Here is a 12,843-nt window from a genome sequence, read left to right as displayed (position 1 = left end):
ATGGAAGCAAATAACAGAAAAAAGATAGTAACAACCCTTAAAGAAAATATTCTGAATCCAAAGGATTTCTGGATAGCTCAGAAACAATCAACAGAAACACATGCTCAACGGATTACCGGCTTTTTTCTTCCGCTTTTGGGGCTTGCTGCAGTAGCTGTTTTTTTAGGGGAATTTTTTAGAAGTTCGCATTTTTATATGGGGTATGCTGTACTGAAGGCAATGCGTGAAATTGTTCTTTTTGTATTGCAGTATTTGTTGGCAGTATATTTTACAAACGAGTTGATAAAAACTTTTAAGGGAGAAAAGAATATCGAAGTAGTGAGAAAACTCGTGCTTTTTTCGATGACACCTTTTTTACTGGTTTCAATATTAACGGGGTTGTTTCAGTTTTTATATGTTCTTGATATTATGGGTGTTTATAGTTTTTATATTTTTTGGTTGGGTGCAAATGAGTTGCTTGAACTCCCCAAAGAAAAAAAGGACAGCTATATTATCATTACCATTTTGGTGAACTTTTTTGTATTTAGTTTTTTAAGTATAATACTTTCCAAACTTTTAACCGCATATTTTTAAATGGCACACAAACAGGCAAATATTAATATAAAAAACCGAAAAGTTACTTTTGAATACGAACTGATTGAAAGGTTTACAGCGGGGATGCAATTGCTGGGCACCGAAATAAAATCCATCCGCAACGGAAAAGCAAATCTTTCTGATTCGTATTGTCAGTTTTACGGTTCCGAGTTATACGTGAAAAATTTGCATATTTCAGAATACGAAATGGGGACTCATAACAATCATGAAGCAAAGCGCGACCGGAAATTGTTATTAAACCGAAAAGAACTCCAGAAAATGGAGAAAAAAGTTAAAGAATCGGGACATACTATTGTTCCCGTTAAACTTTTTATAAACGACCGGGGGCTGGCAAAGCTGGAAATCGCCCTCGCAAAAGGTAAAAAGGTGTATGACAAACGTGAAAGCTTAAAGCAAAAAGATGCCAAACGGGAGATAGACCGTATGATGAAAATGTAGTTTTAATAATTGATTACAGAAATTTTAGGGTTGTTAAAACGAATTCGCAGCCATTCATTAATCTTTTGGTTTTCATCATCAGCTATTTGCGGGCGAATTTCTGATTTGTAGTTTACAAGAAAAGTAGGAATAGTATCTATCCTCATAGTATCGTTTACCACTTTTAATTGCCTGATGTTTGCGAAAGCAAATTTTTCGATGTTATCAAAATGGAACTTTAATTCTGAATTTATCTGTTTAAAAGGAATCGTATCCTGTATACTGAGTCGCATAATTTCTGCTTCCAGCAATTGGATTTTTAACTCCTTGTCGTTTATAATTTGTTCGTTTTTGGTATAAATATCCTCCAGAATTTTAAGTCTGAGATCGTTATTCATGTCGGTCATTCTTTGTTCAAAGTCAGCCTCGTTATTTTTATTCTGATGTACCCGGACCCGGGTTTTTTTGGTAATAGCAAATGTTTTTTTTCCATTTAAACCGTAGGTTGTTAACATATCCTGTAAAAACATCTCTTTTTCCTCCGAAATTTCTTCCCCGATATAATAGAGGTCTATGGTAGAAAGCGTATCGGAATATGTAATTTTTTTGTTGATAAGCTCGCTTCCGGAAAAGCTTGCTTTATCGTTTACAAAATTTTCAGCTGCAATTGAAAAGCGGGTTTCCTGAATAACATTGTAGAAAATAATCCCACTGGGAATAATTGTTACAATTATAAATGCGGTAACAATTATCTGGTAACGTTTGGCTTTTAACGGATTTAGGTAGTTGACAAGCGGGAATTTCAAATATTTTACCACAAGAAATGTGGCGAGGCTGATAAATACAGAATTGATAAAAAAGAGATAAAACGCACCCAGAAAGTAATGCATTTTAAAAGTGGCCAGGCCATAACCGGCGGTACAAAGTGGCGGCATAAGCGCAGTTGCGATAGCCACACCCGGAATAACATTGGTTTTTTCCTTTCGCGAGCCTGCTACAATGCCGGCAAATCCGCCAAAAAGTGCAACCATAACATCCAGGATTGTTGGTTTTGTGCGGGCCAGCAGTTCCGATTGTTCAATATTTAAAGGTGTTACTAAAAAATACAGGGTTGATGTAATTAGCGCTATGGAAACAGCAATGCCAAGGTTTTTAAGTGAACGGATAAGCGTTTCAAAATCATTGGTTCCAATGGAGAGCCCAATGCCAAGAATAGGACCCATTAACGGAGAAATTAACATAGCGCCGATTATTACGGCGGTTGAGTTTACATTGAGTCCGATAGAGGCTATAAAAATTGAAAAAATCAGAATCCAGGCTGTGGGGCCACGGAAACTAATGTCTCGTTTTATTCCGGCAATCGTAGAATCAATATCTGTGCCATCGGTAATGCTTAAGATTGAACGTAAAAATCTTCGTGCCGCAATAACCAAATATTGTAATTCGTTCTTTTTTTTCATTTTTTTCAATAAAAAGCGGCGAAAGATAGAAAAAAAAGAAATACAAAAAACTCGTTTTTTCGACGACTGGTGATAAAATACCTGTTCTTGTTTTTGGTTTGATTAACAGTTGGTTGTAAATCACGTTTGCTAGACGCTAACCAGGTTTTCAAAAGGTATTATTTTGTCTCCTTTATATTTTAGTAAAAGGTTGGCAACTGCAAGTGTGTCTTTTTCACAGTAACGAATAATACGGTCGATATCATTTTCTTCCCAGTAAATTTTGGCTACCTGGCTTCCATCAATATCATCCTTTGGGGTTGGAATGTTAAATAATTCACACAGAAGAGAGAGCGAAGTATAGTGTTTGTAATCGCCAAATTTCCATAGCTGGAGTGTATCAATTAACTGCTCTTTTATTTCCCATGGTTTTGCTCCTGCAATATCCAGAATTTTAGGCAGGGGAACGCTATTTACCAATGCGCGCCGGGCAATATAGGGGAAATCAAATTCCTGTCCGTTATGCGCACAAAGTCTCCTTTTGCCTGCTTGCGCAAATTTTTTCCAGGCATTAAAAAAGTTTTTTATTAGTTTTTTTTCATCATCATCGTAAAATGATTTTACCCTGAAAAAAGGCTCGCCTTTTTTTTGTGTTACATATCCTGCTGAGATACAGATAATCTTTCCAAATTCGGCATAAATTCCCGCACGATCATATAAATCTTCAGCAGGTTCCCCATTGGTAATGTGGTATTGCATTTTGTGTTCCCACAATTCTTTCCATTTTTCTGTTAATTCTCCGTATTCCGGAGCCAGTGGAACTGTTTCAATGTCGAGAAATAAAATTTCTTCAATGTTCAAATTTTCAAGCATTTATAACGTTTTTAGTGTTTGGTTTATATGATTGGTTAAAATATTAATTGCAACCTGGTTCATCCCTCCCTGGGGAATAATAATATCAGCAAATCTTTTAGTTGGTTCAATAAATTGTATATGGCTCGGGCGAACTGTTTTTTCGTAACGCGTCAGCACCTGTTTTACATTTCTTCCCCGTTCGAGAATATCACGCATTATTACCCTTGATAAACGGATATCAGAGTCGCAGTCGACAAAAACTTTTATATCCATTAAGTTACGGAGCGCTTTGCTGGTCAAACATAAAATTCCTTCAATTATCAGAACTTTTTGCGGTTTAATCAGGTTGGTTTCCTTTGAGCGGGTACAGGTAATAAATGAATAAATTGGTTCTTGTATATTCTCTCCGCGTTTTAGCTTTTTTACATGTTCAATCATTAAATCAAACTCAATTGAATCCGGGTGGTCGAAATTTTTTTTTCGTCTTTCTTCCAGGCTTAAATCACTGTTGTCAAAATAATAGGAATCGTGAGACAAAACGGCAACTTCCTTTTTGGGAAACTGTTCGGTTATTTTTTTTACCACGGTTGTTTTTCCTGATCCTGTGCCGCCGGCAATGCCAATTACGAGCATTTTCTTTGAAAGTTTATTGTTATATTTAACTAATTAATGACGTCGGTTTTAAAACGTACCGCTAAGAAAACACTATTTTCGCAGCGATAAAAATACAAGATACAAAAAATAGACAGTAATGATTAATCACGTAGTTCTTTTTAAGCTGAATGACTATTCAAAACAGGAAAAACAGGCTGTGATAGCAGAATTGAAATCTGCTCTTGAAGGGTTAAAGGGAAAAATTGAAGAAGTAAAATACCTTGAGGTTGGTGTTAATTACGAGCTTGAAGCCAAAAGTTACGATCTTGTTTTAATTTCTCATTTTGAGTCACTTGAGGATTTGGATGTTTATCGCGTTCATCCCGAGCATTTGAAGGTGGTGAAGCGGATTGGTGAGACCACTTCGGCACGTGCTGCCGTAGATTATGAGTTTTAATACTGTTTTTCTTGTATCAATTTTTAAAAAGTAAACAAAATGAGTGGTTTATATCCTTTAAAATTTAAACCCCTTTATCATGAAAAGATTTGGGGGGGGAACCGAATGAAGTCGTTGCTGAATAAAGATTACGGTTCACTTTCCAATTGTGGTGAGAGTTGGGAGATTTCGGGCGTGGAAGGAAGTATTTCAGAAGTGTCGAACGGATTTCTTGCCGGAAATAATTTACAGGAACTGGTTGAAATATATATGGGTGACTTAGTGGGGGATAAAGTTTTTAAAAAGTTTGGAGTTGAGTTCCCGCTGCTTATCAAATTTATTGATGCTGCTGATGATTTGTCGGTGCAGGTTCACCCGAATGATGAACTGTCAAAAAAACGGCACAATGCTTTTGGGAAAACTGAAATGTGGTATGTTGTCGGTGCTGAGAACGGCGCACTGATAAACTCGGGGTTTAACCAAGAAGTGACAAAGGAAAAATACCTTGAATATTTTAGTTCCGGGAAATTAATGGACTTGCTTCATTACGACAAAGTTTTTGAAGGCGATGTTTTCTTTATTCCTGCAGGACGTGTCCATGCGATTGGAAAGGGTGCTCTTGTTGCTGAAATCCAGCAAACCTCGGATGTGACCTATCGTATTTTTGATTACAACCGAAAGGATGCCAACGGTAACGAAAGAGAATTACATGTTGATTTGGCCCTCGATGCCATTGATTTTTCGTATAAAGAAGATTACAAAACAAAGTATACGAAGGAGAAAAACGCGTCATCTGAGATTGTAAGCTGCGGGTATTTTACAACAAATTTCCTTGAATTTGACAAAATGCTTGAAAAAGAATATAACCAGCTTGATTCATTTATAATTTATATGAATCTTGACGGTGAGTTTGAAGTTGAATTTGAGGACGGAAAGGAACAGGTGAAAAAAGGCGAAACAGTTTTAATTCCTGCAAGTCTGGAAACCTATAAGTTGAAGCCGCTTTCATCCGGTGTAAAAACACTTGAAGTTTACATAAAGTAGAAAATTCCATATCTTCCTTTTTTTCATTAAATTCAGGAAGTAAAATCATTAAATTAATTTTCAGAAATGGAAATTAAAGAAGCACGTTTTATTGTTAGCAACACCGATGTTAAAAAATGTCCGAAGCCGGACAGGCCGGAGTACGCTTTTATTGGGCGCTCGAATGTTGGAAAGTCGTCGCTGATAAATATGCTGACCGACAAAAAATCGCTGGCAAAAACATCAGGAAAGCCAGGTAAAACACAACTTATCAATCATTTTTTAATTAATGAAGAGTGGTATCTTGTAGATTTACCTGGTTACGGTTATGCAAAAGTACCCAAAACGGAACGGCTAAAATGGGAAAAGTTTCTTCGGAAATACATTCTTCGACGCGAAAATTTATATTGTTTATTTGTGTTGATCGATATCAGGCATAGTCCGCAGAAGGCCGATCTGGAGTTTATGGAATGGCTGGGCGTAAGCGGAATTCCGTTTGTGATTGTATTTACCAAAGCGGATAAATTAAAACCCGAAGAACAAGAGAAAAATTTAAAAGATTACCAGGAGGAAATGCTAAAAACATGGGAAACAATGCCCGTTTTTTTTGTTACTTCTTCTGCTTTGGGAAATGGAAAGCCGGAGATTCTGAATTTTATCGAAACAACAAATCGTTCTGAGTCAAAATAAGTTTTAAAGGAAATGTTCTAACTTTTTAACAACAAAAAATATGAATAGCAAAGTTTATTAACTTTGCAGCAAATTCGATTTTAATGAATAAAAATAGTGAAATGGGCAGTAAAAGTCACCCTTTGAAAATTTTCTCCGGAAGGAATACACGGTATTTAACAGAAAAAATTTGTGACAGTTTAAACGTGGATTTGGGGTTGTCCTCATGTCCGGTTTTTGCCGATGGCGAATTTGAACCCTGTTATGAAGAAACCATTCGTGGATCTCATGTATTTATAGTACAATCTACACCGCCTCCCGGTGATAATTTGCTGGAATTGCTATTGATGATTGACGCAGCCAAAAGAGCCAGTGCATATAAAATTATTGCTGTTGTTCCTTATTTTGGCTTTGCCCGTCAGGACAGGAAAGATAAACCCCGTGTTTCAATCGGAGCTAAACTTTTTGCTGATGTTTTATCTGTTGCCGGAATCGATCGGCTGATTACACTGGATTTACATGCCGACCAAATTCAGGGCTTTTTTAATGTACCGGTTGATCATTTATATGCCTCGGCAATGTTTGTTCCTTTTATAGAAAAAATGGGACTGGATAATGTTGTGATTGCATCGCCTGATGTTGGTGGAACAAAACGCGCTAATACCTATGCGAGGATGTTGGAAACCGAAATGGTGATTTGTCATAAAACAAGGGCAAAAGCCAATGTTGTTGGAAGTATGTCGGTAATTGGTGATGTTAAAGACAAAGACATCATTATTGTTGATGATATGATAGATACAGCCGGCACGATTACAAAAGCAGCGAATTTAATGAAAGACAAAGGGGCCGCAAGTGTAAGGGCATTTGCAGCGCATGGTGTACTTTCTGGTCCGGCAATTGAGCGTATTGAAAAATCTGCTTTAACTGAAGTGTATTTTACCGATTCAATTCATCCAAAAACTGAAAGTGAAAAGATAAAATATATATCTGTAGCTGATGCATTTGGTGAAGCTATTCAACGGGTTTATAAAAATCAATCAATTAGTTCGTTATATTACAGGTAATTTATATATTTGCACCGCTTTTTCCATAGGCAGAGGCATTAATAATATGCATGCTGTTTGTCCCGAAACTTCGGGAAGGACTGAGTACCATAATTATTAACGTAAATTATTACAAATGAAATCAGTAACAATTAAAGGGCAGGTTAGAGAGTCCTTAGGTAAAAAAGAAGCCAAAAAACTTCGCGCTGAGAAGTTGGTTCCGGCTGTATTGTATGGCGGAGAAGATGTATTACACTTTACAATTCCTTTTAGTGAATTAAGAAAATTAATCTATACACCCAGTGTATATTTGGTGGATATTGAAATCGATGGTAAAACTCATCAGGCCATTATGCAGGATATTCAGTGGCATCCTGTTGAAGAAATCGTTCTTCATGTTGATTTTATGAAAGTTCTGGATGGAAAGCCAGTCAAAATTGCAGTGCCGGTTAAATTAAATGGTTTGGCCAAAGGAGTAAAATCAGGTGGTAAACTCAAACAAAACCTCCGTTTATTAAAGGTAAAAGCATTGGCCGAGAACCTTCCGGATGTTATTAACGTCGACATTACTAAATTAGCAATTGGTCAGAGTATAAAAGTTGCCGATTTGAAAGCTGAAAATATTGAATTTTTGGACAGCAAATCAAATATGGTGGTTTCAGTGATCACTTCAAGAGCTGCAAAAGCCGGTATGGGAACACTTCCTGAAGATGAAGAAGATGAAGCCGCTGAAGGCGAAACAGCTGAAGGTGAAGCAACTGAAACACAGGCCAGCGAAGAATAATCTTAAAATACAAATTCTGTGAAGTACTTAATTGCCGGTCTCGGTAATATAGGGCCAGAATACAAAAATACTCGCCATAATATTGGCTTTCAAATATTGGACGCACTCGCTGAGGCGTCCAATATTAGTTTTAATGACAAGCGATACGGATTTGTAGCTGAGTATAAATTTAAAGCCCGCACATTTATATTGTTAAAGCCAAGTACTTATATGAATTTAAGTGGCAGGGCAGTAAACTATTGGATGCAAAAAGAAAATATCGGTATTGAAAATATACTGGTGTTAGTTGACGATATTGCATTGCCATTTGGAACGATTCGGCTAAGGGCAAAAGGCAGTGACGGCGGCCACAACGGATTAAAAAACATTAATCAGGTGCTGGGCCGCAATGATTATGCACGGCTTCGTTTTGGCATTGGCGATGATTTCCACAAAGGATTTCAGGTTGATTATGTATTAAGTGACTGGACCAAAGACGAACAAAAGGAAATGCCGGAAAAATTGGATCATTGTATTGAAATGATTAAAGGTTTTGGCACCATTGGTATCGAACGAACAATGAATTTTTTTAATAAAAAGAAATAGATGGCGGAAAATGTGCGTGTGGATAAATGGTTATGGGCCGTTCGTATTTACAAAACGAGAAGCCAGGCTACTGATGCTTGTCGTAAAGGTCATATTTCTATCGGTGATTTGCCTGTAAAGCCATCACGTATTGTACATGCCGGAGAAACTGTTAAAGTTAGAAAAGATCAGGTGGTGAGGAGTTTTAAGGTAGTAAAGCTGGCCGAAAAAAGGATGTCAGCTAAATTTGTTCTCGATTTTCTGGAAGACGTTACACCACCGGAGGAACGAGAGATTATTGAAATGCAAAAAAATATGCGTTGGATTACCCGTGAAAAAGGAACCGGCCGGCCAACCAAAAAGGATCGTCGCGATTTAGACGAATTTTTTGACTTCTGAAATTTCTATACCTTTATCCCGGAACTTATTAGGAGAAAACCTTTCTAAACCTCAGAAAGAATATTTTAAAAGACGATTACCATGCTCGTAGCAAAAAAGAAACGAAAAGAAAATATTGCAGAATATATTTTATATATCTACCAGGTAGAAGATTTAATCCGGGCTTTTCGTCTGGATATGAATCTGATCGAGAACCAGCTGGTGACAAACTACGGTGTAGACGAAAATACCTCAAAAGAGATAACGGACTGGTACAGCAACCTGGTTATCATGATGGACAAAGAGGGGATTCGCGAACAAGGGCATTTGCAGTTTTTGGTGAACCTGATAAATGATGTAAATCAGATTCACCTCAAACTTATAGAAACCGGAATTGACGGAAGTTATGTCAGCACCTACCAGGCAGTAGCAGGTTTAATTACTGAACTGAAACAAAAGAACAAGGAAGCCAAAAATGATGTGGATTTGGCCATTACGGCTATTTATGGTTTTCTTTTGTTAAAGATGCAGAAAAAGACCATTTCTGATGAAACAACAGAAGCGATAAAACGCATTAGCAGGTGGCTGGGACTGCTGTCGGAAATGTATAAAAAATACGAAGACGGCGACTTAGAATTTTAGGTCAGCTGCTTCAGGGAAAAATTGTTTCTCCTGAGGGGAGGGAAGACGACACGTCTGCTTTTGGCCAAACCAGCGATAACGGTTTTTAGCTATCCAGCGGTAAATCTTATCTCTTGGTTTTTTTGGAATAATTTTGAATATTGCGGCCCATTTCCATGGAACGGGAAGTAAACGAACAATTTCAAGTGCTGCTTCCGATTCAGTAAACAGTTCCTTTTTCCAATATAAAATTACGGAATCTGTTTCAGCAGGAATTTGAAGTTCACGACAAACTTTTTCGCCGGCTTCCGACTGAAGCGCAACAAAACGGAATTGCTTTTTGGAGTCGCGGCTTAAAACAAAATCAACAGCGCCGTTACATAAATTACAAACACCGTCAAATATTATTAGTGGATATTGCATCATACTCTACGAGAACAACAAGTAAATTAAAATTCAGTTCGAATAAGGAGAATCTTTGAAATATGTAAAATTCAATTTGTTATTCAGGAGAAATATTTTTCGACGTGGCGAGTGCAATTACTCTTCCCTTATCTCCAACCGCATTGTAAAAATGATAAACAACACCTTCCCATTTAATCACCCATGGTTTATGTGCATATTGTATATCGAAATCTTCAGAGGGAGCAATTAAATCGGGACCATTCCATTCGGTCCAGTTTACCAAATCATACGAACAGGCAAATCGTTCAAAAGCTCCCGGTTTCCAAAATGCACCAAAATAAAACATAATATAGAGATTGTTATATTTTGCGATTTGGGCGTCACCACAAATTCCTTCGTGTTTGGTTATTACAGGATTTTCTCCGAAACGTTTCCAGTTTATCATATCGTCGGAAACAGCCATTCCTATACTTTCATAATTACTTGTATCCCCCTTTGCATTATAATACATTACAAAAGGATGTCCCGTTTGTTTTGAACTGTCATAAATAACCAAACTTTTATAAATGGTTTTATTTTCGAACCAGCGGGCATTTTTATCCAAAGGTGAGAGGATTGGATTATCAGCAACATTCCAGTGCTGAGCGTCTGTTAGTGTTGTTGAATTGGCAATACCTGTTTTTAATATCCCGGCTTCGTAACCTGCAGTATTTCCTCCCAGATATGTCATCCAGTATTTGTCCTTAAATTTTTTTACAGAATAGTCACCCCCCCATTTGATGTCAACCAGTGCAACATATCCCGCCTTTTGGTTTGCATCCCAGGTATTTTTTGTGAACGAAAATATTTTTCCTTTGGTTTCCCAATTCAGGAGATTGTCGCTTTCTGCCAGCCAGGTTTCATAACCATTACCATCAAATACGATATAAGTCATATACCACCTGTTATTTTCTCTGAAAATGGTCGGAGAATCGACCATTTTGGACGAGTCGGGGTGTTGGTATACAATACCATATTTAAAAGGAGTTTTTACTTCCTCATAAACCTGATTCATTATCTCCTGATGTATAGTGCTTTCGGGTATAGATTTCTTTTCTCTGTTACAAGCTAAAACAGAAATTATCAGTAGAATTAGAATAAGGTTTATGTTTTTCATCGTGTATTGTACGTTTATTCTCCTAAACTAACTAATTTGAGATTACATACATCTTTTTTTGTTCATTAGCGGCTAATGAAGTGCAATATTATATCAAATCTTTGTTATATTTAATGTGCTTAACTGGATATAAATCAATAACAAACCATGTCAATTATTATCGGAATCTTTTTTATTTTGCACGGGCTTGTCCATTTTTTATATTTTGGACAAAGCACCCGTTTTTTCAAGTTGCAGCCTCATATGCAATGGCCTGATAATTCCTGGCTTTTTGCTCCTTTTTTTGGAAAAAAGGCGGTTCGTGTTTTCGCAGGTAATTTTTGTATTTTCGCAGGTATCGGTTTTATTGTATCTGCAATAACTGTTTTTGCTCGCCATAGCAATTGGTATTTTCTTGCCGTTGGTTCTGCTGTTTTTTCTTCTTTTCTTTATTTGGTTTTTTGGAATGGCAAATACGAAAAATTAAACGACCAGGGAGCAATCGCTATAGCCATCAATTTTTTTATTGCGATTGGAATACTCATTTTTCACTGGCCGCAATTAAATTTTTAAGAAAATCTGTCTGACCGGCCTTTTATTCAGAAGGATCAGCCTCTTCTTCCAATTGCAGAAACCAACTTACTGAAGCAAGACCGGAAGGTACAATACCACCAATATGATCTGTTTCGGGTAAACCCAGCCATGTCACTTGATTGAGGCTAACACCAAGAGATAAAAATTCCTGGTAAATGTCGGTGGAAACTTTTGACGGTACATAACTATCAGCCAGGCCGTGAATCAAAAGCGTAGGTGTTGTTGTTGCCCAGGCCGAGATACTGTTCACTTCCAGGGTACTAACAACCGACGCATATTGTTCGTCAGTTTCGAAGTTTGAAATATAGTTGGCTGTAAGCAAGTTGCTTATATTTGTTGTTAGTTCTGCATTAATTTCTTCACCTGATTTTGACCCATCATACAAACTCAAAATCTTTGAGGCATAAGGTTCCTTAAAAACCTCGTCAACGGGTGTTGTAATATCTCCCAGATTCACATAACTGTTGAACATATATCCCAGATAATAGGGCATAGGATAGGTCGTTTGCGCTGTAATGTACTCGTTAATATAATTTAGATCATACGGGCCTGCTCCACATGCGCTTGCTTTCAGGTTAAACTCTCCGGAGTATTTGTTTTCAATTTCTTTCTGGAGTTGAAGTGTTGCCCATCCGCCTTGAGAATAACCGGCGATGTACAAATCACCGCTTAGCTCTGTATCAATATGATTTTCGGCAAGTTCCTGTGCAGCGCGGAGCATATCTAAAACAGATTTATTTGACGATTCTTTATCAAGGTAAGGATGAAACATATCCGATGACTCACCAAAACCAAGATAATCCGGAATTACGACTACAAAACCCGTTGACGCAACTGCTTCGAGCAAAAGATAAAGTTCGTAATCGGGATTTTCTGACGGCGCATTGCTGTTTAATGTATTGGTTCCGTTTTGGTAACTCATTATCGGAAAGGAGCCTTCGCCTGTGGGTATACAAACCAAACCAGATGCTGATTTTAGCTGGCCTTCAAACGAAGTGTTGTAAGTAATTTTATAAACAAGTACTCCATGCTGAACTTTTTCTTTAATATAGTCCAGTTCCGGATAATCACCGGGAATCTGATCTAAGGCCAGATTTATAGTTAACGGAATAAAAGTATTCACCTGCTCATAACCTGTCAGAAAACTATCAGCCGGCTCATCGCCTCCGCCGTTGTCTACGAGATCGCAGGCTGAAAGCAGATATACTACAAAAGCTAATATTGCCAGTTTGCTAAGAATGTATTTCATGGTCTAAAATTATGTTACTATGTCAAAATTAGTTAAAATCCGT

At 37.3% G+C, this 12,843-nt stretch carries 17 protein-coding genes; 11 read left to right on the top strand and 6 right to left on the bottom strand.

Annotation, left to right across the window (positions count from 1 at the left end; translation table 11 throughout):
• On the top strand, nucleotides 1-573 hold the full coding sequence (locus GM418_RS01385) for a Yip1 family protein (RefSeq protein WP_158862428.1): 573 nt from the start codon (nucleotides 1-3) through the stop codon (nucleotides 571-573).
• Entirely contained in the window at nucleotides 574-1,032 is a 459-nt protein-coding gene (smpB, locus tag GM418_RS01380) for an SsrA-binding protein SmpB (protein WP_158862426.1), read from the top strand. It begins immediately after the preceding gene.
• 2 nt (nucleotides 1,033-1,034) lie between these two features.
• Here the strand turns inward: smpB and GM418_RS01375 are convergent, their stop codons facing one another.
• From GM418_RS01375 to udk, 3 genes are all read right to left on the bottom strand, one after another.
• On the bottom strand, nucleotides 1,035-2,471 hold the full coding sequence (locus tag GM418_RS01375) for a DUF389 domain-containing protein (RefSeq protein WP_158862424.1): 1,437 nt from the start codon (nucleotides 2,469-2,471) through the stop codon (nucleotides 1,035-1,037).
• A gap of 129 nt (nucleotides 2,472-2,600) precedes the next feature.
• Nucleotides 2,601-3,323: a 3'-5' exonuclease gene (locus GM418_RS01370; protein WP_158862422.1), complete on the bottom strand. Its 723-nt coding sequence runs from the start codon at nucleotides 3,321-3,323 to the stop codon at nucleotides 2,601-2,603.
• On the bottom strand, nucleotides 3,324-3,938 hold the full coding sequence (gene udk / locus GM418_RS01365; protein ID WP_158862420.1) for a uridine kinase: 615 nt from the start codon (nucleotides 3,936-3,938) through the stop codon (nucleotides 3,324-3,326).
• A 118-nt stretch (nucleotides 3,939-4,056) separates the two neighbouring features.
• Between udk and GM418_RS01360 the strand changes: the two genes are divergently transcribed.
• The 8 genes from GM418_RS01360 to GM418_RS01325 all read left to right on the top strand — a co-directional run bounded on the left by GM418_RS01360 (nucleotide 4,057) and on the right by GM418_RS01325 (nucleotide 9,438).
• The gene (locus GM418_RS01360; RefSeq protein WP_158862418.1) at nucleotides 4,057-4,356 is read left to right on the top strand and encodes a Dabb family protein; all 300 of its coding nucleotides are present in this window, start codon (nucleotides 4,057-4,059) and stop codon (nucleotides 4,354-4,356) included.
• Between the two features lie 39 nt (nucleotides 4,357-4,395).
• A complete protein-coding gene (locus GM418_RS01355; protein ID WP_158862416.1) occupies nucleotides 4,396-5,379 on the top strand; it encodes a type I phosphomannose isomerase catalytic subunit in 984 nt (327 codons plus the stop codon).
• Between the two features lie 66 nt (nucleotides 5,380-5,445).
• A complete protein-coding gene (gene yihA, locus GM418_RS01350; RefSeq protein WP_158862414.1) occupies nucleotides 5,446-6,048 on the top strand; it encodes a ribosome biogenesis GTP-binding protein YihA/YsxC in 603 nt (200 codons plus the stop codon).
• 83 nt (nucleotides 6,049-6,131) lie between these two features.
• Complete coding sequence (locus tag GM418_RS01345; protein WP_246222800.1) at nucleotides 6,132-7,091, top strand: ribose-phosphate pyrophosphokinase; 960 nt, start codon at nucleotides 6,132-6,134, stop codon at nucleotides 7,089-7,091.
• Between the two features lie 115 nt (nucleotides 7,092-7,206).
• Nucleotides 7,207-7,854: a 50S ribosomal protein L25/general stress protein Ctc gene (locus GM418_RS01340; RefSeq protein ID WP_158862412.1), complete on the top strand. Its 648-nt coding sequence runs from the start codon at nucleotides 7,207-7,209 to the stop codon at nucleotides 7,852-7,854.
• 18 nt (nucleotides 7,855-7,872) lie between these two features.
• Nucleotides 7,873-8,439: an aminoacyl-tRNA hydrolase gene (gene pth, locus GM418_RS01335; RefSeq protein ID WP_158862410.1), complete on the top strand. Its 567-nt coding sequence runs from the start codon at nucleotides 7,873-7,875 to the stop codon at nucleotides 8,437-8,439.
• Nucleotides 8,440-8,817 (top strand): RNA-binding S4 domain-containing protein, encoded by a 378-nt coding sequence (locus GM418_RS01330; protein WP_158862408.1) that lies wholly within the window; start codon nucleotides 8,440-8,442, stop codon nucleotides 8,815-8,817.
• 81 nt (nucleotides 8,818-8,898) lie between these two features.
• Nucleotides 8,899-9,438, top strand: a complete 540-nt coding sequence (locus GM418_RS01325; RefSeq protein WP_158862406.1) for a DUF4924 family protein — start codon at nucleotides 8,899-8,901, stop codon at nucleotides 9,436-9,438.
• Here GM418_RS01325 and GM418_RS01320 read toward each other — a convergent pair.
• Both GM418_RS01320 and GM418_RS01315 read right to left on the bottom strand, forming a co-directional pair.
• On the bottom strand, nucleotides 9,427-9,843 hold the full coding sequence (locus GM418_RS01320) for a thiol-disulfide oxidoreductase DCC family protein (protein WP_158862404.1): 417 nt from the start codon (nucleotides 9,841-9,843) through the stop codon (nucleotides 9,427-9,429). The two genes, GM418_RS01325 and GM418_RS01320, sit on opposite strands and share 12 nt — an antisense overlap.
• 76 nt (nucleotides 9,844-9,919) lie before the next feature.
• On the bottom strand, nucleotides 9,920-10,978 hold the full coding sequence (locus tag GM418_RS01315) for a glycoside hydrolase family protein (RefSeq protein ID WP_158862402.1): 1,059 nt from the start codon (nucleotides 10,976-10,978) through the stop codon (nucleotides 9,920-9,922).
• Between the two features lie 147 nt (nucleotides 10,979-11,125).
• Here GM418_RS01315 and GM418_RS01310 point away from each other — a divergent pair, with 147 nt between their 5' ends.
• A complete protein-coding gene (locus tag GM418_RS01310) occupies nucleotides 11,126-11,530 on the top strand; it encodes a hypothetical protein (protein ID WP_158862400.1) in 405 nt (134 codons plus the stop codon).
• A gap of 22 nt (nucleotides 11,531-11,552) precedes the next feature.
• Here the strand turns inward: GM418_RS01310 and GM418_RS01305 are convergent, their stop codons facing one another.
• A complete protein-coding gene (locus GM418_RS01305; protein WP_158862398.1) occupies nucleotides 11,553-12,800 on the bottom strand; it encodes an alpha/beta hydrolase family protein in 1,248 nt (415 codons plus the stop codon).
• Between the last annotated feature and the right edge of the window lie 43 nt (nucleotides 12,801-12,843).

It is taken from the genome of Maribellus comscasis (assembly GCF_009762775.1).
GTDB classification, from domain to species: Bacteria; Bacteroidota; Bacteroidia; order Bacteroidales; family Prolixibacteraceae; genus Draconibacterium; species Draconibacterium comscasis.
The sequence above is the reverse complement of the archived record's forward strand: the minus strand, read 5'-3'. Positions and strand labels throughout refer to the sequence as shown.

Excerpts from the sequence above, each read along its gene's own strand:
- GM418_RS01385 (WP_158862428.1), top strand. The coding sequence starts at position 1 with ATGGAAGCAAATAACAGAAAAAAGATAGTAACAACCCTTAAAGAAAAT.
- smpB (WP_158862426.1), top strand. The coding sequence starts at position 574 with ATGGCACACAAACAGGCAAATATTAATATAAAAAACCGAAAAGTTACT.
- GM418_RS01375 (WP_158862424.1), bottom strand. The coding sequence starts at position 2,471 with ATGAAAAAAAAGAACGAATTACAATATTTGGTTATTGCGGCACGAAGA.
- GM418_RS01370 (WP_158862422.1), bottom strand. The coding sequence starts at position 3,323 with ATGCTTGAAAATTTGAACATTGAAGAAATTTTATTTCTCGACATTGAA.
- udk (WP_158862420.1), bottom strand. The coding sequence starts at position 3,938 with ATGCTCGTAATTGGCATTGCCGGCGGCACAGGATCAGGAAAAACAACC.
- GM418_RS01360 (WP_158862418.1), top strand. The coding sequence starts at position 4,057 with ATGATTAATCACGTAGTTCTTTTTAAGCTGAATGACTATTCAAAACAG.
- GM418_RS01355 (WP_158862416.1), top strand. The coding sequence starts at position 4,396 with ATGAGTGGTTTATATCCTTTAAAATTTAAACCCCTTTATCATGAAAAG.
- yihA (WP_158862414.1), top strand. The coding sequence starts at position 5,446 with ATGGAAATTAAAGAAGCACGTTTTATTGTTAGCAACACCGATGTTAAA.
- GM418_RS01345 (WP_246222800.1), top strand. The coding sequence starts at position 6,132 with ATGAATAAAAATAGTGAAATGGGCAGTAAAAGTCACCCTTTGAAAATT.
- GM418_RS01340 (WP_158862412.1), top strand. The coding sequence starts at position 7,207 with ATGAAATCAGTAACAATTAAAGGGCAGGTTAGAGAGTCCTTAGGTAAA.
- GM418_RS01330 (WP_158862408.1), top strand. The coding sequence starts at position 8,440 with ATGGCGGAAAATGTGCGTGTGGATAAATGGTTATGGGCCGTTCGTATT.
- GM418_RS01325 (WP_158862406.1), top strand. The coding sequence starts at position 8,899 with ATGCTCGTAGCAAAAAAGAAACGAAAAGAAAATATTGCAGAATATATT.
- GM418_RS01320 (WP_158862404.1), bottom strand. The coding sequence starts at position 9,843 with ATGATGCAATATCCACTAATAATATTTGACGGTGTTTGTAATTTATGT.
- GM418_RS01315 (WP_158862402.1), bottom strand. The coding sequence starts at position 10,978 with ATGAAAAACATAAACCTTATTCTAATTCTACTGATAATTTCTGTTTTA.
- GM418_RS01310 (WP_158862400.1), top strand. The coding sequence starts at position 11,126 with ATGTCAATTATTATCGGAATCTTTTTTATTTTGCACGGGCTTGTCCAT.
- GM418_RS01305 (WP_158862398.1), bottom strand. The coding sequence starts at position 12,800 with ATGAAATACATTCTTAGCAAACTGGCAATATTAGCTTTTGTAGTATAT.